This is a genomic window from Actinoplanes sp. CA-015351, assembly GCF_050955685.1.
Classification (GTDB): domain Bacteria; phylum Actinomycetota; class Actinomycetes; order Mycobacteriales; family Micromonosporaceae; genus Actinoplanes.
On the sequence record NZ_CP192102.1, the window covers coordinates 3,567,606 to 3,590,635 of the forward strand.

The 23,030-nt window shown below is 70.1% G+C and carries 21 protein-coding genes; 14 read left to right on the forward strand and 7 right to left on the reverse strand.

What is annotated here, in order from left to right:
• Nucleotides 1-143: 143 nt before the first annotated feature.
• From ACQP2E_RS16055 to ACQP2E_RS16090, 8 genes are all read left to right on the forward strand, one after another.
• The gene (locus tag ACQP2E_RS16055) at nt 144-599 is read left to right on the forward strand and encodes a MarR family winged helix-turn-helix transcriptional regulator (RefSeq protein ID WP_433832409.1); all 456 of its coding nucleotides are present in this window, start codon (nt 144-146) and stop codon (nt 597-599) included.
• Nucleotides 596-1,582, forward strand: coding sequence for an FO synthase (locus tag ACQP2E_RS16060; RefSeq protein ID WP_433832411.1), 987 nt, complete (start codon nt 596-598; stop codon nt 1,580-1,582). The genes ACQP2E_RS16055 and ACQP2E_RS16060 overlap by 4 nt, the downstream gene beginning before the upstream one ends.
• Complete coding sequence (locus tag ACQP2E_RS16065) at nt 1,579-2,982, forward strand: flavin-containing monooxygenase (RefSeq protein WP_433832413.1); 1,404 nt, start codon at nt 1,579-1,581, stop codon at nt 2,980-2,982. The genes ACQP2E_RS16060 and ACQP2E_RS16065 overlap by 4 nt, the downstream gene beginning before the upstream one ends.
• Nucleotides 2,983-3,025: 43 nt before the next feature.
• Complete coding sequence (locus ACQP2E_RS16070) at nt 3,026-3,766, forward strand: NAD-dependent epimerase/dehydratase family protein (RefSeq protein ID WP_433832415.1); 741 nt, start codon at nt 3,026-3,028, stop codon at nt 3,764-3,766.
• Between the two features lie 1,430 nt (nt 3,767-5,196).
• Complete coding sequence (locus ACQP2E_RS16075) at nt 5,197-6,132, forward strand: TolB family protein (protein ID WP_433832417.1); 936 nt, start codon at nt 5,197-5,199, stop codon at nt 6,130-6,132.
• A 3-nt stretch (nt 6,133-6,135) separates the two neighbouring features.
• Nucleotides 6,136-7,353, forward strand: a complete 1,218-nt coding sequence (locus tag ACQP2E_RS16080) for an MFS transporter (protein ID WP_433832419.1) — start codon at nt 6,136-6,138, stop codon at nt 7,351-7,353.
• Nucleotides 7,354-7,363: 10 nt separating this feature from the next.
• Complete coding sequence (locus tag ACQP2E_RS16085; RefSeq protein WP_433832421.1) at nt 7,364-7,606, forward strand: hypothetical protein; 243 nt, start codon at nt 7,364-7,366, stop codon at nt 7,604-7,606.
• A 68-nt stretch (nt 7,607-7,674) separates the two neighbouring features.
• On the forward strand, nt 7,675-9,393 hold the full coding sequence (locus ACQP2E_RS16090; protein WP_433832423.1) for a DUF6493 family protein: 1,719 nt from the start codon (nt 7,675-7,677) through the stop codon (nt 9,391-9,393).
• Nucleotides 9,394-9,622: 229 nt separating this feature from the next.
• On the opposite strand, the gene ACQP2E_RS16095 is transcribed toward ACQP2E_RS16090, so the two are convergent.
• Complete coding sequence (locus ACQP2E_RS16095) at nt 9,623-10,015, reverse strand: PPOX class F420-dependent oxidoreductase (RefSeq protein WP_433832425.1); 393 nt, start codon at nt 10,013-10,015, stop codon at nt 9,623-9,625.
• Nucleotides 10,016-10,112: 97 nt separating this feature from the next.
• Here ACQP2E_RS16095 and ACQP2E_RS16100 point away from each other — a divergent pair, with 97 nt between their 5' ends.
• Both ACQP2E_RS16100 and ACQP2E_RS16105 read left to right on the forward strand, forming a co-directional pair.
• On the forward strand, nt 10,113-11,390 hold the full coding sequence (locus ACQP2E_RS16100; RefSeq protein WP_433832427.1) for a hypothetical protein: 1,278 nt from the start codon (nt 10,113-10,115) through the stop codon (nt 11,388-11,390).
• Nucleotides 11,391-11,468: 78 nt separating this feature from the next.
• Nucleotides 11,469-12,194 (forward strand): BNR-4 repeat-containing protein, encoded by a 726-nt coding sequence (locus ACQP2E_RS16105; protein ID WP_433833940.1) that lies wholly within the window; start codon nt 11,469-11,471, stop codon nt 12,192-12,194.
• On the opposite strand, the gene ACQP2E_RS16110 is transcribed toward ACQP2E_RS16105, so the two are convergent.
• The 3 genes from ACQP2E_RS16110 to ACQP2E_RS16120 all read right to left on the reverse strand — a co-directional run bounded on the left by ACQP2E_RS16110 (nt 12,184) and on the right by ACQP2E_RS16120 (nt 14,258).
• A complete protein-coding gene (locus ACQP2E_RS16110; RefSeq protein ID WP_433832429.1) occupies nt 12,184-12,363 on the reverse strand; it encodes a hypothetical protein in 180 nt (59 codons plus the stop codon). The two genes, ACQP2E_RS16105 and ACQP2E_RS16110, sit on opposite strands and share 11 nt — an antisense overlap.
• Nucleotides 12,364-12,453: 90 nt before the next feature.
• Nucleotides 12,454-12,747, reverse strand: a complete 294-nt coding sequence (locus ACQP2E_RS16115; RefSeq protein ID WP_433832431.1) for a hypothetical protein — start codon at nt 12,745-12,747, stop codon at nt 12,454-12,456.
• On the reverse strand, nt 12,744-14,258 hold the full coding sequence (locus ACQP2E_RS16120; RefSeq protein WP_433832432.1) for a ricin-type beta-trefoil lectin domain protein: 1,515 nt from the start codon (nt 14,256-14,258) through the stop codon (nt 12,744-12,746). Before ACQP2E_RS16120 ends, ACQP2E_RS16115 begins: the two co-directional genes overlap by 4 nt.
• Before the next feature lie 152 nt (nt 14,259-14,410).
• On the opposite strand from ACQP2E_RS16120, the gene ACQP2E_RS16125 reads away from it, so the two are divergent.
• A complete protein-coding gene (locus ACQP2E_RS16125) occupies nt 14,411-15,820 on the forward strand; it encodes a glycosyl hydrolase family 18 protein (RefSeq protein ID WP_433832434.1) in 1,410 nt (469 codons plus the stop codon).
• Nucleotides 15,821-15,891: 71 nt separating this feature from the next.
• On the opposite strand, the gene ACQP2E_RS16130 is transcribed toward ACQP2E_RS16125, so the two are convergent.
• On the reverse strand, nt 15,892-16,503 hold the full coding sequence (locus tag ACQP2E_RS16130; RefSeq protein WP_433832436.1) for a hypothetical protein: 612 nt from the start codon (nt 16,501-16,503) through the stop codon (nt 15,892-15,894).
• An 856-nt stretch (nt 16,504-17,359) separates the two neighbouring features.
• Between ACQP2E_RS16130 and ACQP2E_RS16135 the strand changes: the two genes are divergently transcribed.
• Entirely contained in the window at nt 17,360-18,058 is a 699-nt protein-coding gene (locus ACQP2E_RS16135; protein ID WP_433832438.1) for a cutinase family protein, read from the forward strand.
• Between the two features lie 45 nt (nt 18,059-18,103).
• Here ACQP2E_RS16135 and ACQP2E_RS16140 read toward each other — a convergent pair whose 3' ends face one another.
• Complete coding sequence (locus ACQP2E_RS16140) at nt 18,104-18,766, reverse strand: GntR family transcriptional regulator (RefSeq protein ID WP_433832440.1); 663 nt, start codon at nt 18,764-18,766, stop codon at nt 18,104-18,106.
• Between the two features lie 16 nt (nt 18,767-18,782).
• On the opposite strand from ACQP2E_RS16140, the gene ACQP2E_RS16145 reads away from it, so the two are divergent.
• Complete coding sequence (locus tag ACQP2E_RS16145) at nt 18,783-21,584, forward strand: FAD-binding and (Fe-S)-binding domain-containing protein (RefSeq protein WP_433832442.1); 2,802 nt, start codon at nt 18,783-18,785, stop codon at nt 21,582-21,584.
• On the opposite strand, the gene ACQP2E_RS16150 is transcribed toward ACQP2E_RS16145, so the two are convergent.
• Nucleotides 21,570-22,535: a helix-turn-helix transcriptional regulator gene (locus ACQP2E_RS16150; protein ID WP_433832444.1), complete on the reverse strand. Its 966-nt coding sequence runs from the start codon at nt 22,533-22,535 to the stop codon at nt 21,570-21,572. The genes ACQP2E_RS16145 and ACQP2E_RS16150 overlap by 15 nt on opposite strands.
• Before the next feature lie 81 nt (nt 22,536-22,616).
• On the opposite strand from ACQP2E_RS16150, the gene ACQP2E_RS16155 reads away from it, so the two are divergent.
• Nucleotides 22,617-23,015, forward strand: coding sequence for a VOC family protein (locus ACQP2E_RS16155; RefSeq protein WP_433832446.1), 399 nt, complete (start codon nt 22,617-22,619; stop codon nt 23,013-23,015).
• The last annotated feature ends 15 nt before the right edge of the window (nt 23,016-23,030 follow it).

Below are 23,030 nucleotides of genomic sequence, written 5' to 3' on the forward strand. Positions count from 1 at the left end.
CATTACCAGTATGTAACGCTCCAGCGATGTGCATGGATTCACAAGCTGTTGATAACCATTTTGACGCAGTTCACGGGTGTGAAGCCGGTGACCACCACGGCGCGAACAAGGTTTGCCCCGAACCTACCTAGTACGCTCGACCGGTGACGATCATCGGGGAGTTCGGCCGCCAGGTGGGACCGCTGCGCCGCGCGCTGTTGCGTGCGACCCGCGCCGCGGACGGACTGCCCGACCTGCCCGAGGCGCACATCGAGGTGCTGCGGGTGCTCACCGGACAGGACGGTCTGAGCACCGTCGAGGTCGCTGAACGGCTCCGCCTCGCCCGCCCCACGGTCAGCAACCTGCTCGGCGCCATGGAACGCGGGGGCCTCGTCGAGCTGATCCGCGACGGCGCGGACCGCCGGCGGGTGACGATCAAGATCTCGGCGTACGCCGCTGACCTGCTGATCCGTTACGACGCGGCCTGCGAGCACGCCCTGGCCGAGGCCGTCGCCCGCCTCGGGGCGGACGATCGCGCCGCTCTGGAACGCATCGTTCCGGTCCTCCCGCAGCTGACCGAGCTGCTCTGCGATCCCTGTGAACCCGGGAGTGCCCGATGACGACGACCCTGACCGACGCCGAAGCGGTGGAACTGCTCGGCGCCGACGGCCAGGACCTGGAGGACCTGTGCGCCCGCGCCGACGCGGTGCGCCGTGATCTGGTGGGTGACCAGGTCACCTTCGTGGTTAACCGCAACCTGGACACGGAACGCGTGGGCACCTCTCTGCCGCTGGTGCACGACCTCGTCGTCGAGGCCGCGAGCCTGGGCGCGACCGAGGTGTGCGTGCAGAACCCGCTGCCCGCCGGCGCGCCCGACGACGGTTACCTCGACCTGGTGCGGACCATCGCCTCGGCCGCTCCGGGGATCCACCTGCACGCGTTCCGGCCCGCCGAGGTCGCCGACGGTGCCGCCCGGCTGGGCATCAGCCCGCGCTCGTTCCTGGAGCGGGCCCGGGACGCCGGATTGGGTTCGGTACCCGGCACGGCTGCGAAGATTCTTGACGACGATGTGCGTACCCGGCTGGCCGGCGGCCCCGACATGCCTGTCGCCCGCTGGGTCGAGCTGATCACCACAGCGCACGAGGCCGGGCTCACGTCCACCTCGACGATGCTTTACGGGCACATCGAAACCCCCGCCCAGCAGGTTGCCCACCTGCGGCTTCTCGCCGAGATCGCGGAGAGGACCGGTGGGTTCACCGAGTTCATCGCGATGCCGTTCACGCCCGCGCCAGGCGCGGCGCTCCCGGTCAATTCACGCCCTTCGGTACGCGAAACCCGCGCGCTGACGGCCGTATCGAGACTGGTGCTGGCCGGCCGGATCAACCACATCCAGGCGCCGTGGCCCAAAATCGGCACCGCCGGCGCGATCCAGTTGCTGCGCGGCGGCGCGGACGACCTCGGCGGGCTGCTGATCGACGGGGTGCTCGACCCGTCGGCCGGCCAGGAGCAGGGCATCTCGCTCACCCGGGACGACGTCACGGCGATCGCCGCCGAGCTGGGCCGCCCGGCACGGCAGCGGACCACCCGGTACGACCTGTTATGACGGATGTCGACGTCGTCGTGGTCGGCGCCGGGCTGGCCGGGATCGGCGCGGCCATCGAGCTGGCCGGTCGCGACGAGACGTTCGTCGTGCTCGAACGTGCCGCCGACGTGGGCGGGACGTGGCGGGACAACACCTATCCCGGGGTGGCGTGCGACGTACCCTCGCATCTTTATGCCTTTGCCCACTCGCCGAATCCGGCCTGGTCGCGGACGTTCGCGCCCGGGCACGAGATTCAGGCGTACCTTCGCCGGCTGGCCGCGCGGCCGGGAGTGGCGCCGCATCTGCGGTTCGGCCATGAGGTGACCGCGGCGGTCTACTCCGCGGGCCGGTGGCACGTCACGACGACGAAGGGCTCGTTCCGCTGCCGGGTCCTGGTCCTGGCAGCCGGGCGGCTCACCGAACCCAAGATTCCCGATATTTCCGGAATTACGATTCCGGCGTTCCACACCGCCCGCTGGGACCACAGTGCCGACCTCGACGGTGCTCGCGTCGGTGTCGTCGGCACCGGCGCGTCGGCGATCCAGGTCATCCCGTCGCTCGTCGACCGGGTGAAGCACCTGACGGTCTTCGCGCGCAGCAACCCGTACGTCATCCCCCGCAACGACCACGCACACGCCGCCGCCGACGCGGCGGAGATCCTCCGGGTACGCGAAGAGGCCTTCACCGGTCTCGAACAGGGCATCGCCGCCCGCCGCCGGGAGCCCGCCGCGCTGGCCGAGCTGCGTTCCCGGGCGCTCGGGCATCTCGCCGCCCAGGTGCCCGACCCGGTGCTGCGCGCCCGGCTCACCCCCGATTACGAGGTCGGCTGCAAGCGGATCCTGCTGTCGGACACGTTCTACCCGGCCATGGCTCGTGACGAGGTCACCCTGGCCGGGGCGCTGGACCGCTTCGACGGCCGGACCGCGATCGCTCTTGACGGGCATCGCGCGGAGCTCGACGTGCTGGTGTACGCCACGGGTTTCCACTCGACGCGGCAGCCTTATGCGTCCCGGATCACCGGCCGCGGCGGCCTGCTGCTGTCCCAGGCCTGGGAGCAGGGCATGGTGTCGCACGCGTCGACGGTGGTGCACGGCTTCCCGAACATGTTCGTGCTGGACGGGCCGAACGCCGCCCTCGGGCACAACTCCGCTGTTCACGTCATCGAGAGCCAGCTGTCCTATCTGGTCGGGGCGCTGGATCATCTGGCCCGGGTGGCGGGTCCGCTGGAGGTGACGGCGCGGGCGCAGGAGGCGTACACCCGCGACATCGACACGATGGCTTCGCGGACGGTGTGGCTGCGCGGTGGGTGCACCAGCTGGTACGTGGATCCGCGCAGCGGCCGGCTGACCCTGCTGTGGCCCAGCACCGCGACCGAGTTCCGCAACCGCAACGGCCACTTCGACCCGGTCCCGTTCGGCTGACGCGTCGGGTCCGGCCCTGAGGGCTGCCCGTTACGATCACCCGGTGTCCACACCAACGTTGCTGGTCACCGGCGCGGCCGGGGGCGTCGCCCGGTACTTGCTGCCGGACCTGCGAGCCGGTTACGCCCTCCGCCTGACCGACCGGTCGTCCGGCGTTGCCGGGAATCTGGGCGACGCGGGGTTCGCGCGTACCGTCTGTGCCGGTGTGGAAACGATCCTCCATCTCGCCGCCGACGCGGATCCCAACCAGCCGTGGCACCGCCTGCGCGAACCCAACGCCGACGCGGTGGTCAACGTCCTGGACGCAGCGGTCGCCGCAGGCGCGAAGCGGGTCGTGCTGGCCAGCTCACTGCACGCGGTGGGCGGCCACGCCGACGCGGGCAGGATTGACATCGGTGAGGACGCGATCCCGTACCCCTGCTGCGCCTACGGCGCGACGAAGGCTTTCGCCGAGAACATGGGCCGTCTGTACGCCGACCGCCACGGCCTGACCGTCATCTGCCTGCGCCTCGGCGGCGTCCGCGACCAGCCGATGGCCCGCAGCTGGCTCCCCAGCTGGCTGAGCGCCCCCGACCTGATCCGCCTGGTCACGGCGGCGTTGACGGCAGACGTGCGGTACGGCGTTTACCACGGCATCTCCGCGAACACGACCCCCACGTGGCGCACCGACCGAGCCAGGGCAGAGCTGGGCTACGCACCCCAGGACGACTCCGAGCGGTACGCCGCAGACCTGCCGGACGACCTGACCGGAGCACCAGCAACCGGCCTCCTCCACCTGACCTGACCAGCTACCCGCCGGCGCCGCGGGTCTCGTTCAGAGGTGAGCCGTAGTTCAGGCAGGCACCAGCACTACGACCTATCGACGCGGCTTGCCCAGCGTTGTCAGTTTCGCCGTGGGTGTGCGCGGTGCTTCACGGTTTCGGCGTGGGTGTGCGCGGTGCTTCACAGTTTCGGCGTGGGTGTGCGCGGCGCTTCACGGTTTCGGCGTGGTGTACGCGGCGCTTCGCCGATCTTGTGGACTTCGGCGAACCGTTTGCGCGTAGTTCCTCAAGATCGGCCGGGCCTGTTGGATCTTGTGGAGTTGTGCGGGCGCGTCTGCGGGGAAGTCCACAAGATCCAAGCGGGGCGGGCGAAGCTGGGCGGAGCGACGCTGGGCGGGCGGCGCTGTGCTGGGCGGGGCGGCGCTGTGGTGGGCGGGGCAGCGCTGTGGTGGGCGTGGTGTACGCGGTGCTTCGCCGATCTTGTGGACTTCGGCGAACCGTTTGCGCGTAGTTCCTCAAGATCGGCCGGGCCTGTTGGATCTTGTGGAGTTGTGCGGGCGCGTCTGCGGGGAAGTCCACAAGATCCAAGCGGGGCGGGCGAAGCTGGGCGGGGCGGCGCTGTGCTGTGCTGGGCGGCGCTGTGCTGGGCGTGGTGTACGCGGTGCTTCGCCGATCTTGTGGACTTCGGCGAACCGTTTGCGCGTAGTTCCTCAAGATCGGCCGGGCCTGTTGGATCTTGTGGAGTTGTGCGGGCACGTCTGCGGGGAAGTCCACAAGATCCAAGCGGGGCGGGCGAAGCTGGGCGGGGCGACGCTGTGCTGGGCGGGGCGGCGCTGTGCTGTGCTGGGCGGCGCTGTGCTGGGCGTGGTGTACGCGGTGCTTCGCCGATCTTGTGGACTTCGGCGAACCGTTTGCGCGTAGTTCCTCAAGATCGGCCGGGCCTGTTGGATCTTGTGGAGTTGTGCGGGCACGTCTGCGGGGAAGTCCACAAGATCCAAGCGGGGGCGGGGCGGGGCGGGGCGGGGCTGAGCGGGGCGGGGCGGGGCGGCGCTGAGCGGGGCAGGGCGGGGCGGGGCGGGGCGGGTAGCGCTGGGCGGCGCGGAGCGGGGCGAAGCGGAGCGGGGCGGCGCTGGTGCAGCAGCGCTGGGCGGGGCGGCGTGGGGCGGGGCGGCGTGGCGTGGGGTGTTGAGGCCCCGCGAGGTTCCGCACGTCGGCGGGTCGGTGGGTGTCACGGTGACGGTTGGTGGCAGCGCGTCGGCGCGGCCCATTCTGGGTCGGGATCGCGCGTGTCAGCATCGAGCGAACCGGATTTCTCGGCACTTCTTCTAGCAGGCCGGCTGGATGGTGCGAGTGGCGGGTAAGAGAAACTGTGGAGCGAGCAAGATTCGTTCTTGGCCGGCTGGACGGTTCAGCTGGCGAACAGCGATAGCCGACACAAAACGGGGGAGCAGTCTTGGCATTCGCACGAACCCTCGCCGCCGGCCAGCAGTGCCGGATCCGGGTCTACGAGATCGCCACCGGCGCCGACATCGTCGTGCACACCAGCGACACGATTCTCTATGAAGCGCCGAACTGGACCGCCGGCAACCAACTCGTCCTCAACGGCAACGGCCTGCTCTGGAGTCTGCCCGCCGACGGCTCCGGCAATCCGGAGCTGATCGCGCTTGAGGGCGTACCCGAGCTGAACAATGACCACGTCCTCGCGCCGGACGGAAAGCCGGCCGGAAAGCCGGCCGGAGAGCCGGCCGGAAAGCAGGACGGAAAGCCGAGCGGGCAGACGGTTTTTCTGTCCGCGAACGACGGGCACATCTATCAGGCGTCGCTGCGCGGCGGGCCCGGCCGACGGATCACGCACGAGTCCGGCCGCATGCACTTCCTGCACGGTGTCAGCCCGGACGGCACGACGCTCGCCTACGTCAGCATCGAGAACGAGCAGTGGACCAGCGGCACCCTGCGCACGATCGGCGTCGACGGCGCCGAGGACACCGCGCTGACCAGCGGTGACGGCCCCGACGACGGCCCGGAATACGATCCCGCCGGCGACTGGATCTACTTCAACACCGAGCGCTTCTCCAGCGAGCCCGGCCACGCGCAGATCGCCCGCATCCGCCCGGACGGAACCGGCCTGGAACAACTCACCGACGACGACCACGTCAACTGGTTCCCGCATCTGTCCCCGGACGGCGGGCACGCCGTCTACCTGAGCTTTCCGCCCGGAACCACAGGCCACCCCGCCGACCTTCCGGTCCGGCTGCGGCTCATCAGCAACGACGACTGGCGAAATCCGGCGACGATCGCCGAGCTCGATGGCGGCCAGGGGACGATCAACGTCAACAGCTGGTCCCCGGACGGCACCCGGTTCGCGTACGTCGACTACCCCACCCGATAAACAGTGCCGGTCCTGACGCGTTACCTCCTTGCCGCGATCGGCGCGCGCCTCGCCGACGAGGGCGCCCGGGTGTCGATCGTCCTGCTCGCCATCGAACAGACCGGTCGCGCCAGCATTGGCGGCCTGCTGGTCGCGGCGCTGATGGTTCCGCACGTTGCCGCCGCACCTCTGGCCGGCGCCGCCGCCGACCGGGCCCGTCGTCGCAAGCCGCTCTACCTGTCCGCCTTCGCGATCTATGCGGTGTCCCTGACCGGCGCGGCCCTGCTTGTCGGCCCGGCGACCTGGGTCGCCGCGATCCTGCTCCTCACCGGCGGTTGCCTCGCGCCACTGCTCTTCGGCGGCCTGAGCAGCCTGCTCCGCGAGCTGGTCCCCGGCGACGTCGGTCGCGCCTTCGGCTACGACGCGACCACCTACTCGGTCGCCGGGATCGCCGGTCCCGCCCTCGCCGCGCTGGTCGCCGGCTTTGCCGGCCCCGCCTGGTCGCTGGTCACCCTGGGCGCGTTTGCCCTGCTGGGCGCGCTGGCCTTTCTCACCCTCCCGCTGCGCGTTCGCCCTTCTGGGGTACGCCCGGAGCACCCCAGCAGGCCGTTCAGCGCTGTCTCCGTGATGATCCGCAAGCCCCGCCTCGGTGCGGTGACCGCCACGACCGGCATCAGCCAGTTCGGCTTCGGAGCGCTGCCCCTGGCCGCCGCGGCAATCGCCACGGCCCGCCACGACCCGCCGCTCACCGGTCTGATCATGGCGGTCACGGCTACCGGGAGTCTGGTCGGTTCGCTGCTCACGACCCGGATCCCGGTGGTGCACCGGCATCCGGAGCGCACGCTGCTGATCTGCACCGCGGCGATGTCCGTGGCGTTCCTGCCGCCCGTGTTCCTGCCCGCCGCGTGGCCGGTGCTCGCGGTGGCCGGGCTGCTGATGGGCCCGGTCACCGTGTCGCTGTTCTCGGTACGTGATCGCGAGTCCCCGCCGGAGACCCGTACCCAGGTCTTCACCCTCGGCGCGGGCATCAAGGTGACATCGGCGGCCGCCGGCGCCGTGGTCGGCGGCCTGTTGTCCGGCGCGGGAGCCGCCCCGCTGCTCGCGGTGATCGCCGGTGGACAGTTGCTGGCCGCTCTGACCGGCGCGTTCATCCTCCGCCGGGCACGCCGGGCCGGAGAGGACCATGAGGACGAGGTCGTGATCGATTCCCGGCCGGGCGAAAATGTCGTACCCAAGTTCTAGGTTTGCGGGCATGAGTTCGACCTGGACGGACCTGGACGATCTGGCGGGGCGCCCGGCCTATGGGCAGATCACCACGCGGCTGCTCGCGATGAGCGGGGCTGATCGGCTGGCGTTCGCCGTCGAGCTGGATGCCGAGATTCCGGGTGCTCTCGCGCGATACCGGTGGGAGGCCGGGAGCCGTTACCCCGCCCCGGGTTATACCCTTGCCGTGATCGCCTGTGCGCCTGGCTGCCAGACCTCGGGGGCGCGCTGACCGGCAGTTACTGGTCGGGCAGCGAGTGGACCTCGCAGCCCTGGTTCCCCGGTGTCGTCGCGCAGCTGGTGGCCGAGGGCCGCCTCGACCGCTCGCAGATTCTTGCCGCCACGCTCGACCGGCTGGTCCGTGGCGACCGCCCGGCCTGGTTGCGGCCGTTCGCGATGCTGCACGACATGCTGGCCCCGGCGGTCGGCGAGCTGGTGCCGGCCGCGGCAGATTACGCACGGCTGCTGGCCGAGGCGCCGCCGGCGCTCGCCGGGCTCGGCCAGCGGTGCTTGCGGATCGTCGACGACGCCGGACTTCTTAATGTCGAGACGGTGCTGGAGACGAGTGGGGCGGTCTTTTCGCGTACCGAAAAGGGCCTGGTCAAGGCCCAGCTCTCCTGGTTTGAGAAAGTCGCGCGCCGTGAGCCGGACCGGGTCGGCGAGATCGTGGAGACGGCTGCGGTGGCGTTCGGGCACCCGGCGTTCGACGTGCAGGAGCGGGCGCTCACCCTGATCGGCCGGCAGCTCAAGCGAGTTGACGCGGCCACCGTGGCGAGGCTGGCGGATGCGGCCGTGGCGCTCGGCGGTGACCTGACCGCCTGCGCCGCCGAGATGTTCGGGGTGGTCCCATCATCGGTTACTGCCACGACCAGCACACCGATGCCGCTCGCGACTGTCGCGCTGATGCCGCCGCCGATCAGCGACGCCTCTGAGCTTGCCGCCGAGATCGTGGCGCTGCTGCATGACGAGACCGCTGTCGGGTGGGAGCGGGTGCTCGCCGCGCTGGTGGCGCTGCCTGCCGCCGGGGTGGCGGTGGACGGTGTGTTGCGGCCGCTGCTGGCGCGGCACCCGTCTGAGCTGACCGATCCCGGCTGGCATGGCCAGATGGTGCGGACCGGGTTGCTCGGCGATGCGATCCGGGCTGTCGTCAAGTTTGCCACCAGCGAAGACGTGCCGGCTCCGGGTGTTCTGCGAGACGCCTGGCTGATCGGCCCCGGCGAGCGGAAATCGCTGCGCGGCGGGCCGGGCACCGTGCTGGGCCTGCGCATCCGGGAGCTGGCCGACCGTTTCGCCGCGTGGCCGGTGGCCGAGTTGATGGCGACGCCCACCGAGGTGAACGGGAGCCTGGACCCCGCCGTCCTTCTCGACCGGCTCGTCCGGGCCGAGGCGGCGGGCCGGGAGCCGTGGCCGGTCGACGTCGAGCAGGCGCTGCTGCGGGTGCCGCGTGACGTCGACGCCGAGGTGGTGACCCGGGCGGCGGAGCTGACGTCGGCGGCTGGGCAGCAGTTCGCCGACTGGCTCAAGGGCGGCGGGCTGCCCGACCCGGTGAGCACCCGATTCGAGCAGACCGGCAAGGACGGGCGTTATGCGTACGGTGGCCGGCCGCCGGTCACCCGCCGCGTCGTCGCCCGGCTGGACCAGGCCGGGGCTGGGCTGGACCAGGCCCGGGCTGGGCTGGACCAGGCCGGGGCTGGGCTTGGCCGGGCCGGCGCCGAGGGCACCCTGCTGGAAGCGGGCCTGGTCAACCTGGACCGGAGCAACGTGCCGGTCTACTACCCGCACGACTTCTCGGCGCCCGCCGACATCACCGCCGTGGTGCTGCCGCAGCACCGGGAGGTGACAGCGGCCTGGGTGCTGCCCGCGCTCGCCTCCCTGGCGCGGCCGTGGCGCTCTGGGAGCTGCTCGTCACGGCGCTGCCGCTGCTGCTGCCGCACACCCCGCGCGGTCTGCCCGACCTGCTGCAGCTCGCCACCCGGGTCGCGGGCGACCTCACCGTCCGCGACGAGATCCCCGAGCTGACCGCGGCAGCGGCGAAACCGGGCAGTTCCCGGCTGGCGACAGAGGCCCGCCGCCTGCGAACCGTCCTGGCCGGACCGGCCTGAGGCCGCGCCGCAGGACGAGACGGCCGGCTGACCGACGGCCGGCTGACCGACGGCCGGCTGACCGACGGCCGGCTGACCGACGGCCGGCTGACCGACGGCCGGCTGACCGACAGACGGCCGACAGGCGGCCGGCTGACCGGGCGGGGTCAGGCGTCGGGGTGCAGGGTGATGACGATGCCGATGCCGGCCGGGCGCTTGATGTGCAGCAGCCGGGTGAGGGTGCCGCCGATGCGGGCGGAGACGTACCGGCGCTCCAGCAGGCGGCGTGCCGCCTCGGTCTCCGTCGGCGGTCGCAGCGTGGCAGTGCCGCGGACCGGACGGGCGTCCGGGGCGATCTTGCCGCGGATGTCGCAGCGGACGATCTCGACCTGCGCGTTCTTGCGGAGGCGCTTGACCTTCCAGGCGTCGGCGGCTGACACGGTGGTGATGGTGTCACCGTCGGCCACGTGCCAGACCGGGGTGGCCACCGGGGTGCCGTCCTTGCGGTACGTGGTCAGGCTGATCTGCTTGCTGGCGGCGATATCCGCGGGCACGGTCATGCCGATGATCCTATTGCCGGGCCGCTGAGATCCGGCTGTGACGGCACCCGTCGGGCGGTGGATTGTGCCCGCATCCCGACCTTGATAGACATTGGCAATGACAAATGTTGTGACGCGGGCCACCACGGCGGCGCTGGCGGGGACGCTCGTCGCCGCCAGCGCGGTAATGCCGGCTTCGGCAGCTTCGGCCGTGCGGGGTGTGCTGCTGCCGATCCCGGCGGCCGGGCCGGGGGAGTCGCTCGCCGTCACGGCAGCCGACGTGTCGCCGCTGGGGGTGGTGGCCGGCACCGCACGCGTCACCACTACCGGGCCGGACGGGAACACGTCCATGGTCGAGACTCCGTACCGATGGGCCGGTCTGCCACGCGTCGGCTGGCAGCGTCAGCGGCTCGCACTGCCGGCCGGGGCGACCTCGGGCTCGGTCAGCAGCATCACCGACCTCGGCGAGGTCGCGGGTGACGTGACCGTCGACGGCGCCACCCGCGCGACCCGGTGGTCGATCACCGGCACGACCGCGACGCTGATCGGTGAGCCGCGCAGCCGGGCCGGCGCGGTCGATCCGCGCGGCGCCACATGGGGAGTGTCGACGGCCGGACCGGAGCTGATCTCCGGCAAGGCCGAGCTGGTCACCCGCGCGGGCGCGCGCACGCTGCTGAGCGGGACGCCGGAGCTCGACGCCGGGTACCGCCGGTACGTCATCTCGATCAACGCGACCGGCACCGCCCTGGTGTCCGTCTTCAGTGGCGCCGGCCAGGGCACGACCGCCCGCCCGGTGCTGTGGAAGGACGGCGCGACGACTTCGATCCCGGTGTTCGGTACGGCGTACCTCGGCCCCGCCTGCGTCTCCCGCGTCCAGGCCGACGGCAGCGTGGTGGCCAGCGGGTTCAGCGTGACCGCCGGGTTGCCGAAATACGTGCTGCTCCGGCATGTCGGCGGGGTGCCCGGCAGCAACGTCGTCCTGACCGAGGCGACTCAGGGACAGCCGGTCGGCGGCCTGGTGTGCCCGTCCGGGCAGACGGTCAACAACCTCGCCGCCGACGGCGGGGTGGCCGGTGTCCTGACCAACGCTTCCGGAGGTCGAAACGCCGCGTACTGGAACGCAGCGAACGAGGTGACCGTCGTGCCGCTGGCCGCGGGCGAGCTCAGCGCGCAGGGTGTGGCCGTCGCCAACGGGCGGCGGATGGTGATCCTGGCCGACGGTGACGACGGCACCAACCGGTTGTCGCTGTGGCGTGACGGGGTGCGTACCGAACTGCCGGCGCCGCGCGGCTGGACCATCCGGTCGGTGGTGGAGCTGACCGAGTCCGGTGTGCTGATCGCCAACGTGCAGGACGCCGCGGGAACCATCCGGCCGGCCGCCTGGTCGCTGTCGTGAGGCGGCCCTTCGTCGCGATCATGTCGATCCTCGCGCTCCTGGTACCGGGCCGGCGCGTGGTCATTCATCGGCGAGTTCATCGACGGCACCACGGCCGGCAACAACGCGTACCTGTTCGGCATCGAGTACGACAACACCGACCCGGCGGTGCCGTTGCTGCACGCCACGTGGACGGTGCGGGAGACATCGGACGCCAGCACCAACCACGATCTTTTTTACGCGTACAGCAAAGACAAGGGACGCACCTGGCGCAACAGCGCCGGAAGCGTGGTGGCGACCAGCGGGACCAATCCGCTGCGCTCGGACGCGGCGGGTCTGAAGGTGCAGGGCATCGCCCAGAACCGTGGGCTGATCAACCAGGAGTCACAGGTGGTCGACGCGGCCGGCATCGTGCACGTGCTCGCGTCGCATCTGCCGGCGAGCGCGGCCAGCAACACCGACTTCACGGCGGCGCGGGAATCGGCGGTGCTGGTGCATTACTGGCGGGACAAGGCCAGCAAGGTGTGGCACCAGACCTACACCCCGTTTCTGGAACGGTCCGCGCGCGGCGACATCGCCGTCGACACCAAGGACAATCTGTACGTGGTCAGCGGCGACTCCAGCACACGCAAGCTGCACATCCAGACCGCGTCGAAGGCGTCCGGGTGGAGTGACTGGACGCTGCGCTGGACGTCGTCGGCGATCTACTTCTCCGATCCGCTGATCGACCACCAGCGGCTGAAGTCGTCGAACGTGCTGAGTTTCTTCGCACCGAGGTACGGCGGCAGCCAGATCGACGTGCAGGACTGGACGGTCAGCGGCTGAGTTCCACACGCAGGCCGGCGGCGTCGGGCAGGACTATCGCGCGGGCCTCCCGGTTGCCGTGCCAGCCCGACCGCAGCAGGAACCAGCGATCGTTGCGGTACACCAGCAGCCGGAGCCCGGTGCACTGGTAGCGGTATGCGGCGCCCTCGCCGAGATCGGCCCGGACCACGCCCGGTCCGGCGAGGACAGGTCGTCGGCGCTCAGCACGACCGCGTTCGCCAGCACGCCCAGGTTGCTGCTCAGACCGGCGGCCAGCCGGTCACCGGTCTGCTGCGCGTAGACCGAGAACGCCCAGAACAGGCCGATTGCCCCACCAGGCGAACGTCCCGGTGTGCCAGTACCGGTTCTCCCAGGCGTACGCGGTCGCCAGGGCGTCCGGTGAGGAGGCCTGCCGCACGGCGATGCCGCCGCCCAGCGGCTGCACGCCGATGTAGGTGCTGACGACCCGCAGCACGCTCGGATCCGCCGCCCGCAGGCTGGTCCGGGCCGCGCTGGCTGGCATGGCCGGTATCAGCGCGAGCAGGATCGCCAGGACGGCCACGCGCCGGATCATCGGCGCCACTTCTGGTTCAGGGTTCCGGCGCAGTCCCACAGCTGGATGCGCGCGCCGTCGTTGCCGTTCCAGTCCTTGATGTCGAGGCACTTGTTGGCCTGCGGGTTGACCAGGTCGCCGGCCGCACTGAGCACCCACTGCTGTGCCGGGTTGCCGCTGCACCCGGCGATCTGGATCTCCACACCGCTGGCGGTCGAGCCCCACGGCACGTCCAGGCACTTGTTGTTGCCGGTGCGCAGCGCGCCGCCGACGGCCTCCCATTTCTGCGCACCGGAGTTGTTGCAGTTCCACATCTGCACCAGCACACCGTCGGCGAAGTTGCTGTTCGGCACGTCCAGACACTTGTTGTTCCAGTTGCTGATCAGCGCGCCGCCGCCCCCGCCGGACGTGGTCAGCGACAGGCCGTAGACCCCGAGGATCTCGTTGACCGGCTGGAACCACATGGTGCCGCCGCTGGTGCAGTCGCCGGTGCCGCCGGATGTGACACCCTGCGCCTGGTTGCCGGAGATCCACGAGCCGCCGGAGTCGCCGGGCTGCGCGCAGGCGTTGCTGCGGCTCAGGCCGGAGACGGCGCCCTGCGCGTAGTTGATCGTCTCGTTCTTGCCGAGCAGCGTGCCGCAGCGCCAGCCGGTGGTGCGTCCGGAGCGGCAGATCGAGCTGCCGATGGCCGCCTCCTGCGAGCCGGCGACGATCACGTTGCCACCGGAGTAGTTGTTCACCCAGGGTTGTGACACCCAGTTGCCGTTCGTGCGTACCCATGCGTAGTCGTTGCCGGGAAAGGATGAGCCGGCGAACGTACCCTGTGCCTGGTTGTTGAAGCCCAGGGTCGGGCTGCCGGTGCCGCCGCAGTGACCGGCCGTGACGAAGCCGCCGGCGACGGCGAAGCCGACCGAGCAGAGTGTGTTGCCGTTGATGACGTATTGGTCGCCGCCGCGCGTGTCATACATCGGCGTGGGCTGCTGTGTCTCAGTGCGCACGGTCACCGCTCCGGCGCCGCTCTCCGCCGCGAAACGCCTGGCCGCGGCCTCGGCTCCGGGTGCGGCGGTGATCACCACCCGGTTGGCCGCCGCGTCCACATACCAGCTGCGCACGGCGTCCGGCGCTTGCGCGCCGCGTCGGTCCAGCTTGGCGCGGTCCGCGTCCAGGTCTTTTTCGGTACGCGTGACAAGCTTCGCGTCGGCACCCTCAGCCCTGACCTTCGCGGCGTCGGCCGCACTGGTCACCGCCACGGTGAGGCGGGTCGCGCCGTCCGGAATCCAAGCGCCGCCGAACCGCGCGCCGAGCTGCTTGCGCAGGCGGTTCTCGATGACCGGGGCGGCAGCCTCGGTGGTGAGCCGGTCGGCGATCTCCTGGTCGTCGAGGCCGAGGTCGCGGCTCATCGCTTCGAGCATGCCGGCGTTTATGCGGGGGTTTGCGGGGCCTTTCTCCGAGGCGGCGGCGTGACCGGGGATCGGGGTGAGCGCGACGGCGGTCAGCGCTGCCGTGAGCACGATGAGGGATCGACGAAGCATGGCTCGTCCTTTCACGCGTGCACGTCCGATCTGCGACGCGCGGCGGGGGAGGTCGGGAAAGAGAGCGCTCTCAGATCGATTCTTGTCACTTGATTGCCGGGCTGTCAATGAACCCTATTTACAAGTTCAGTTAACAGTCCTAATAATTAGCCATGCGTCGATCCCCGATCCTCGCCGCGGCGGCTGCACTCGTCGTGGCATGCTCAACCATCTATGTCGCCACCACGGCGAACGCCGCTGTGGCCTGCGCCGCGGCCTGGTCCGCCGGCTCCGTTTACGTCAAGGACAACGTCGTCTCCAAGGGCGGCAGCAACTACACGGCCAAGTGGTGGACCCAGGGCGAGGACCCGGTCCTCAAGAGCGGCCAGTGGGACGTCTGGATCAACAACGGCGCTTGCGGCGGTGTGGTGACACCTAGTCCGTCGGCTCCCAGCTCGAGCGCGTCGCCGTCACCCTCTGTTTCGCCCTCTGTTTCGCCCTCTGTTTCGCCGAGCGTGAGTCCGTCGACGAGCACTACCCCGATCCCGGTCGGCGGCCTGCCGAAACACGCACTCATCGGCTATCTGCATTCCAGCTTCGCCAACGGCTCCGGGTACGTCCGGATGGCCGACGTCCCCACCGAGTGGGACATCATCAACCTGGCGTTCGGTGAGCCGACCACGGCCACCTCGGGCGACATCCGGTTCAGTCTCTGCCCGGCCACCGAGTGCCCCGGCGTCGAGTCCGAGGCCGACTTCATCGCGGGCATCAAGGCCAAGCGCACGGCCGGCAAGAAGGTGCTGCTCTCCATCGGCGGCGCCAACGGCCAGGTGCAGCTCACCACGACAGCGGCGCGCGACAAGTTCGTCAGCTCGGTCAGCGCGATCATCGACAAGTACGGCCTGGACGGCGTCGACATCGACTTCGAGGGTCACTCGCTGTCGCTGAACACCGGCGACACCGACTTCAAGAACCCGACCACGCCGGTCATCGTCAACCTGATCAGCGCGGTCAAATCACTCAAGGCCCGGTACGGCACCGGCTTCGTGCTGACGATGGCGCCCGAGACGTTCTTCGTGCAGCTCGGTTACCAGTACTACGGTTCCGGACCGTGGGGCGGACAGGACCCGCGCGCCGGCTCGTACCTCCCGGTGATCCACGCCCTGCGCAACGACATCACCGTGCTGCACGTCCAGGACTACAACTCGGGCTCCATCATGGGCCTGGACAACCAGTACCACTCGATGGGCGGCGCGGACTTCCACATCGCCATGACCGACATGCTCCTCGCCGGATTCCCGGTCGCCGGCAACACCGCCAACGTGTTCCCCGCCCTGCGCGAGGACCAGATCGCCTTCGGCGCGCCCAGCTCGACAAGCGCCGGCAACGGGTACGTCGCCCCGGCCGCCGTCCAACAGGCCGTCACCTGCCTGGTGAAGGGCACGAATTGCGGCGGATACACGGTCCGCAGCGGCACCAACCCGAACTTCCGCGGCCTGATGACCTGGTCGATCAACTGGGACAGGTTCTACGGCTGGGAGTTCAAGAACTCCCACAAACCCTTCCTGACCGCCCTGGGCTGACCCCACCCACCCGGTGGGCAGGTCCCGCCCACCGGGTGCCCGCCCACCGGCACTCGCTACCCGGTATCCGGTTAGGGGCGTCCATCTCGCCACCACCACGCCCGAACCACCACGTCATGCCCCAGGCTGTCGTCTATGCTTCGGTGCAGCAGCGACGCCCAGTTCCGCGTCCGCGAGACGCCGAACTGCAACCGAACCCCTACCGGTCCAGGCGATAGGGGTTCGATGACTGCGGATCGGCAAGCCCGGTTGATGGTCTCCGCCCATGATGCCAACGTCGCCGACATAGACATCCGGGTACTGAGTTGCGCAGGTCCGATCGTTTTCGAGGCGGGTGCGGCGAGAGCTACCGCGACAGAGGAACCTTGCTGGTGAGACTTGCCGCCGAACGCGGCACCGATGCGGCTCGCGCCGAAATACCCGGCCAGCGGCAGCAAATAATTGTCGAGGTCGTGCCCACCGCGTTGTAGGGAGGTGGTTTTGGGAAGGCCAACCACCAGATCGATGGCGCCCGCCCCTCCGCCCGTCCATTCTTCGGCAAGGAGTTCCTTGCCGGCTTCATCGAGGTAGGTGTGCAATTTGAGCTGATCGGAGTGGTTGTTGGCGTTCCAGCCCCTCGGCCGTGGCTCATGGTCGAGCTCGATTTGTCGGCTTGCGGCGGGTCTTTCGAAAAGTTGGGTCACCAACGCAATTGTCGTCGTGTCCCTGATCGCATGATTGGGTCGAGTGAGTGGGATCTGTAGAAATTCGGCTACCGGCGGCTTGTGCTGAGTTCCGGTTTAGTCAAGATCGCACGCAGCTCGTCGGCAGCGGTGACCGGGTCGCACCGAGTGCATATGTGGGCTTCGGTCTCGGTCCTGGCGTGGATGAAATCGCACCGTGTCGCTGTGTGCGCCTTCATCCACGCGAAGCGGGCGCTGTGTGATACCTCATCCACACCGAGCGCGTCATGCGAGTCATCGCTCTGCCCCGGGAGACGGGTGTTTCGGGCAGCCGAGCTCAGCGGAGATCAGGTCGACGACCTTCCAATAGCGGTCGCCGTCCTCGCTGATTTCCGGCTTCTTGTCGTACATCTGGTCCCAGCCGTTGGCGAGGCCCGCGATCTCGGCCGCCGGGGACGCCCACTCGTCGCCGATGAGGTGACGGTGGTCGTCCGATGGGAGAGCTGGGAACTTTCCGTTTCGTCGAAGGGCTTCGGCTCGAAGGCTGGCGCGGGATTCCCGTCAACGCCAGCTTCTGGCGCAGCTGACGGGTTGGTCCGGGGTGGACAACGCCATGCAGGCGGCGATGGCATCGGCGGTGGAGTGCCGTCCGGTTCAGCGGGCAGCACGGCGTCGCGGCCGGCAACGCGATGAGCGGGGAGCACCTTCTTGATCATCGACGCACACCTTGCGGCCGCCCGGATAACGTGAGGATTGCTCACGCTGGGTGATCTGCTATTGGTACCTCTTGTGCAAAAATCTTCGGCTGGTGGGCAACCATTCGCCGGTCCTCTCCGTATCCCCAGGCACAGTCCTATTGGCGGATAGGGAGAGATCGATGGTTACTCGACGTAAGCGATCCAGTAAGAGCCGGCGCCTCATCCTGGCCGGTGCCTGTGCGGCAGTGGTCGCCGCCGGCGCGGTGATCACACCGCAGGCGTTCGCCGGAACGGGATTCTTCGGTGCCACGACCGCCGCGGGTGCCTGCTCCGACGTGGAGCTGGTGTTCGCGCGGGGTACCGGAGAGCCGCAAGGGCTCGGCATCGTGGGACGCCCGCTGGCCCGCGCGCTCGCGGCCGAGCTGCCGGATCTGGAGGTCGGATCGTTCGCGGTGCTCTACGCGGCGGCCGGCAACCAGCGAAGTGCCGGACCGGGCGCCACGAACATGAGCCAGCACATCACTTCGGTGGCGGCGGCGTGCCCGGAGACCCGGTTCGTGATCGGCGGATATTCGCAGGGCGCCAGCGTCACCGACATCGCGATCGGGATTCGGGGCGCGGGTACGGCCGGCGAGGCGATCCCGGCGGCGCTGGCCTCCCGGGTCGCCGCGGTCGTCGTGTTCGGCAATCCGCTCGGCCTGCAGCGACGCACGATCGCCGGTGCCAGCACGGAGTTCGGCCCGAAGGCGAAGGAGTTCTGCAACAACGGCGACCCGGTCTGTGGGGGTGGGAACCGGCTCGCGGCCCACCTGGCGTACCCGAGGAACGGCACTGTCGAGCAGGGCGCTGAGTTCGCGGCCGCCAAGATCGGCAGCTGACGGTTGTGATGCGCGGGCCGGCGAGCACGCCGGCCCGCGTTCCACCTATCTCTGCAAGTTCGCCACCAGCAAGCTCCGCGTCGCCTCCAGGTGGGCGCGCATCGCGATCTCCGCTGCCTGCCCGTCCCGGGCGAGCACGGCCCTGACCACCGGCTCGTGCTCGGCATGGATCTCGCTCAACGTCCGGCCACTGGCCGTTGTCGGCGGCCCCAGCAGAGCCGTCGTCCCTCGCAGCCTCTCGATGATCGCGGCAGTCCGCGGTCTGCCCGCCGCGTGCAGCAACAGATCATGCAGAGCCCGGTCGGCCGGCCAGAACGACGCCTCGTCGCCGGCAATCGCCGCCGTCGCCATCGCCGCCAGCGTGGACCGGATCGCGGCATGCTGCTCCGCGCTGCCCTGCGAGGCGGCAAGGCCGGCAGCGGGCGGCTCCAGCGCCAGCCGGATGCCGATGATCTCCTCGATGTCGTGGGCCTGAGGTGGCAGCACCTGGAAACCCCGGTTGCGCCGGATCTCGACAAGGCCGGCCTCGGCCAGGCGCAGGAGACCCTCGCGGGCGGGACTGCGGGACACTCCGAGCAGCTCGGCGAGCTGATAGACCGAGTACGTCACCCCGGGCACCAGCTCGCCCGCCGCGACCCCGTCGAGCACGGCGACAGCGACGGCATCAGCGAGGGAAGGGGCATCCGTCGGCAGCACGAGCTTCGGCATGGGTAACATGTTACTGATGAGCGAGCAGTCGAACGGCGTGGTGCAGGCGCTGGAGAAGGCCGGCCTTGAGGTGCGGTCCGACCCAGGCACCCGGGGGATGTACGCCTCGGACGCCTCCCTCTACCGGATTCCGCCGCTCGCCGTGGTCCGCCCGCGCACCGTCGACGAGGTGTCCGCCGCGCTGGCCGTGGCCCGCGAGACCGGTGTGCCGCTCACTTCCCGGGGCGCCGGCACGTCGGTGGCCGGCAACGCGGTCGGCCGGGGCATCGTGCTCGACTTCTCCCGCCACATGAACAAGGTGCTCGACATCGACCCCGCCGCCAAGCTGGCCGTCGTCGAGCCGGGCACCGTGCACGCCGTCCTGCAGAAGGCGGTCACCCCGCACGGCATCCGGTTCGGGCCCGACCCGTCGACGCATCCGCGCTGCACGATCGGCGGGATGATCGGCAACAACGCGTGCGGGTCGCGGTCGCTGGCGTACGGCAGAACCTCGGACAACGTCGCCGGACTGGAGTTGCTGACGGCGGCGGGGGAGAAGCTGACCACTGGTTACGACGCGGCCGGTGACCCGTACACCAGCGGTGTTGATCTTTTGATCGAAAAGGTCCACACCGTCATGGGCGGTCACCTCGCGACGGCACGGACCGAATTTGATCGGTTCGGGCGGCAGGTCTCGGGCTATTCTGCGCACCACCTGCTGCCGGAGCGGTTCGACCTCACGCAGGCGCTCGTCGGGTCCGAGGGCACTCTCGCGGTGATCACCCAGGCGACCGTGAAGCTCGTCATCGACGCGCCGGTCCGCGTCGTCGTGGTGCTCGGGTTCCGTGACATCGTCGCCGCCGGCGAGGCCTCCCCGGCCGTTGTCGCGCACGGACCGACCTCCTGTGAGGGCCTTGACTCGCGGCTGCTCGACGTTCTTCGCGCACGTCGCGGGCCTGATGCCGTCCCGCCGCTGCCGCGGGGCGCCGCGTGGCTCTTCGTCGAACTGGCCGGTGACGAGCTCGGTGAGGTGCTGTCCCGGGCGCAGAAGCTGGCGGCCGCCGGGATCGCCGACGACGCCCTGGTCGTGCAAGATCCGGCTACCCAGGCGCGGTTGTGGCGGATCCGCGAGGACGGCGCGGGCCTCGCCGGGCGTGCGCCGTCGGACAAGCCGGCCTGGCCAGGCTGGGAGGACGCCGCTGTTCCGCCGGAGAAACTCGGTGCCTACCTCGCCCGTTTCGACCAGCTCGTGACCGAATATGACATGACCTCCGCGCCATTCGGGCATTTCGGCGACGGCTGCATGCACGTGCGTCTCGACTTCCCGATCGACCAGCCCGGCGGCACCAAGGTGCTGCGCGAGTTCCTCACCGACGCGGCCAAGCTGGTCGGCGAGTTCGGCGGCTCGCTCTCCGGCGAGCACGGCGACGGGCGGGCACGCTCCGAGCTGCTGCCGCACATGTACTCGGCGGACGCCATCACCCTCTTCGGCCGGATCAAGCATGTCTTCGACCCGGACAACCTGCTCAACCCGGGCGTGCTCGTCGACCCGGACCCGGTTGACGCCGACATCCGCGCCGCCGGGCATTTCCCGATCAAACAACTCGCGATGGCCTACCCGCACGACGGCGGCGACCTCGGCCAGGCGGTGCACCGCTGCACCGGCGTCGGCAAGTGCCGCGCCGACAACTCCGCAGCCGGCGGCGTCATGTGCCCGTCGTTCCTGGCAACAGCTGAGGAAAAGGACTCCACCCGCGGCCGCGCCCGCGTCCTGCAGGAGGTCGTCCGCGGCGAACTGCCCTGGTCGCACCCGTCGGTCCACGACTCGATGGACCTCTGCCTGGCCTGCAAGGGCTGCGCCTCGGACTGCCCGACCGGCATCGACATGGCCACCTACAAATCCGAGGTGCTGCACCAGACGTACCAGGGCAAACTGCGCCCGCGCTCGCACTACTCGCTCGGCAAACTCCCGATGTGGGCACGCCTCGCCGGCTGGGTGCCACGCCTGGCGAACCTCGGCACCCGGCTGCCCGGCCTCCGCGGCCTCGCCCTCTGGATCGCCGGCGTCGACAAACGCCGCTCGGTCCCGGCCTTCGCCCGCCGCCCCTTCCGCCGCACATTCACCCCGGCCGCGACCTCCGGCCGCACGCCGGTCGTCCTCTTCGCCGACTCCTTCTCCGACGCTTTCTCACCCGAGGTGGCCGAGGCGACGGTACGCGTACTGCGCGCCGCCGGGTACGAACCACAACTGCCGTCCGGGCAGGTCTGCTGCGGCCTGACCTGGATCACCACGGGCCAGCTGGACTCGGCCAAGAAGATCCTTTCGCGTACGGTCGGCGCCCTTGCCCCGGATGCCCGCGCCGGGATTCCGATCGTCGGCATCGAGCCGTCGTGCACCGCCGTGCTCCGCTCCGACGTGCACGAGCTGCTGCCCGGCAACGAGGACGCCGCCGTGGTCGCCAGGTCGGTGCACACCCTCGCCGAGCTGCTCGCGTCGACGCCGGGCTGGACTCCGCCGGACCTGTCGGACGTCTCGGTGATCGCGCAGCCGCACTGCCACCACCACGCGGTTCTCGGCTGGAAGTCCGATGCCGACCTGCTCGCGTCCACCGGCGCCACGGTGAAACGGCTGGCCGGCTGCTGCGGCCTGGCCGGCAACTTCGGCGTGGAGATCGGCCACTACGAGGTGTCGGTGGCGGTCGCCGAGCAGAACCTGCTGCCCGCGCTGGACGCCGCCCCGGACGCGGTCGTGCTGGCCGACGGCTTCTCCTGCCGCACCCAGGTGGCCGACCTGCGAGACCGCCCCGCCGTCCACCTGGCCCAGCTACTCGACCGCTGACCAGGCGGCTATCCGGATGGCCCACTCGCGGACGGTGTCGCGGAGTTCGGGGGGCTGCCGGATGGTGAACGGCAGGCCCAGGCCGGCCAGGACGGCGGGGATCCAGTCCAGGCGTTCGGCCCGCAGCCTCACCACCACCCACTCGGGATCGTCGTCCGGTTCGACGGTGGCCAGGCCTCGGGGCAGCCTTATCTGCTCGGCCGTGCCGTGCACCGCGACGATGACCTCGTGCTGCCACGGCGTCCCGGCCAGGCTGGACAGGACCGCGCCGGCGGGCTCGAAGTCGTCGGGCACCGTGAAGCCGCCGTGCATGATCTCGGCGTACCCGATCCGGTCGAGGCGGAACGTGCGCATCTCGCCCGAGGCGGAGTCGGGGCCGGTCACGTACCAGCGGCCGGAGTGCGCGACGATCCCGTACGGATGCAACGTGCGGCGGCTGCGTTTGCCGGAACGATCGCTGTAGTCGATCAGCGCGGGCCGGCGCTGCCGGGTCGCCTCTGCCAGCAGGAGCATGACCGAGGCCTCCGCCGTGGGCGCCTCCCGCGTGCCGGAGGTGAAATTGGCTGTGGCGAACAGCGCGTCGAGGCGCGCGGCGAGAGTTTTCGGCAGGACCCGGCGAACCTTGGCGGCGGCGCTGTCGGTGGCCTCGTCCGACATCGCCATCAGGCCGGCCCGCCGGGCTGCCACGAGGCCCAGCAGGACTGCGAGGGCCTCCTCGTCGGTGAGCATCAGCGGCGGCATCCGGAATCCGGGCGCCAGCCGGTACCCGCCGTACCGGCCGCGTACCGACTCGACGGGGATGTCCAGGTCGAGCAGGTGATCGGCGTACCGGCGCACGGTCCGTTCGTCGACGCCGAGGCGCTCGGCGAGGGCGGGAGCGGTGTGGGTACCGCCGTTCTGAAGGATCTCCAGGAGGGCGAGCACGCGCGCGGCCGGTCGGGTCACGATCACATTCTTCTCCATACCGGGCGGGATCCGCCCGGTATCGCTCCTACCGTTTCGCCTGTTGGCATCACAGCAAGGAGAAACACCATGAACCTGACATCGGTACGCCTGATCACCGACCGCGTCGACCGTCTCACCGACTTTTACGAGCGGGTCACGGGCGTCAGCGCCCACCGGCACACGGCTGACTTCGCCGAGATCGTGCTGCCCGGGGCGACGCTTGCGATCGGCAGCACCGGCACGGTGAAACTGTTCGGCGAGGGCTCGGCGTCACCGGCGGCGAACCGGTCGGCCATCATCGAGTTCCGGGTCGACGACGTGGACGCCGAGTTCACCCGTCTCGGCAAACTGACCGCCGAGATCGTGCAGGAGCCGACCACGATGCCCTGGGGCAACCGGTCCCTGTTGCTCCGCGACCCGGACGGCACCCTGGTGAACCTCTTCACCCCGGTCAGCGCCGAGGCAAGGGCACGCCAGCAACGCTGACATCATCGTCGCCCA

Excerpts from the sequence above, each read along its gene's own strand:
- ACQP2E_RS16155 (WP_433832446.1), top strand. The coding sequence starts at position 22,617 with ATGAACCTGACATCGGTACGCCTGATCACCGACCGCGTCGACCGTCTC.
- ACQP2E_RS16120 (WP_433832432.1), bottom strand. The coding sequence starts at position 14,258 with ATGCTTCGTCGATCCCTCATCGTGCTCACGGCAGCGCTGACCGCCGTC.
- ACQP2E_RS16115 (WP_433832431.1), bottom strand. The coding sequence starts at position 12,747 with ATGATCCGGCGCGTGGCCGTCCTGGCGATCCTGCTCGCGCTGATACCG.
- ACQP2E_RS16085 (WP_433832421.1), top strand. The coding sequence starts at position 7,364 with ATGAGTTCGACCTGGACGGACCTGGACGATCTGGCGGGGCGCCCGGCC.
- ACQP2E_RS16140 (WP_433832440.1), bottom strand. The coding sequence starts at position 18,766 with ATGCCGAAGCTCGTGCTGCCGACGGATGCCCCTTCCCTCGCTGATGCC.
- ACQP2E_RS16060 (WP_433832411.1), top strand. The coding sequence starts at position 596 with ATGACGACGACCCTGACCGACGCCGAAGCGGTGGAACTGCTCGGCGCC.
- ACQP2E_RS16125 (WP_433832434.1), top strand. The coding sequence starts at position 14,411 with ATGCGTCGATCCCCGATCCTCGCCGCGGCGGCTGCACTCGTCGTGGCA.
- ACQP2E_RS16100 (WP_433832427.1), top strand. The coding sequence starts at position 10,113 with ATGACAAATGTTGTGACGCGGGCCACCACGGCGGCGCTGGCGGGGACG.
- ACQP2E_RS16095 (WP_433832425.1), bottom strand. The coding sequence starts at position 10,015 with ATGACCGTGCCCGCGGATATCGCCGCCAGCAAGCAGATCAGCCTGACC.
- ACQP2E_RS16135 (WP_433832438.1), top strand. The coding sequence starts at position 17,360 with ATGGTTACTCGACGTAAGCGATCCAGTAAGAGCCGGCGCCTCATCCTG.
- ACQP2E_RS16145 (WP_433832442.1), top strand. The coding sequence starts at position 18,783 with ATGAGCGAGCAGTCGAACGGCGTGGTGCAGGCGCTGGAGAAGGCCGGC.
- ACQP2E_RS16065 (WP_433832413.1), top strand. The coding sequence starts at position 1,579 with ATGACGGATGTCGACGTCGTCGTGGTCGGCGCCGGGCTGGCCGGGATC.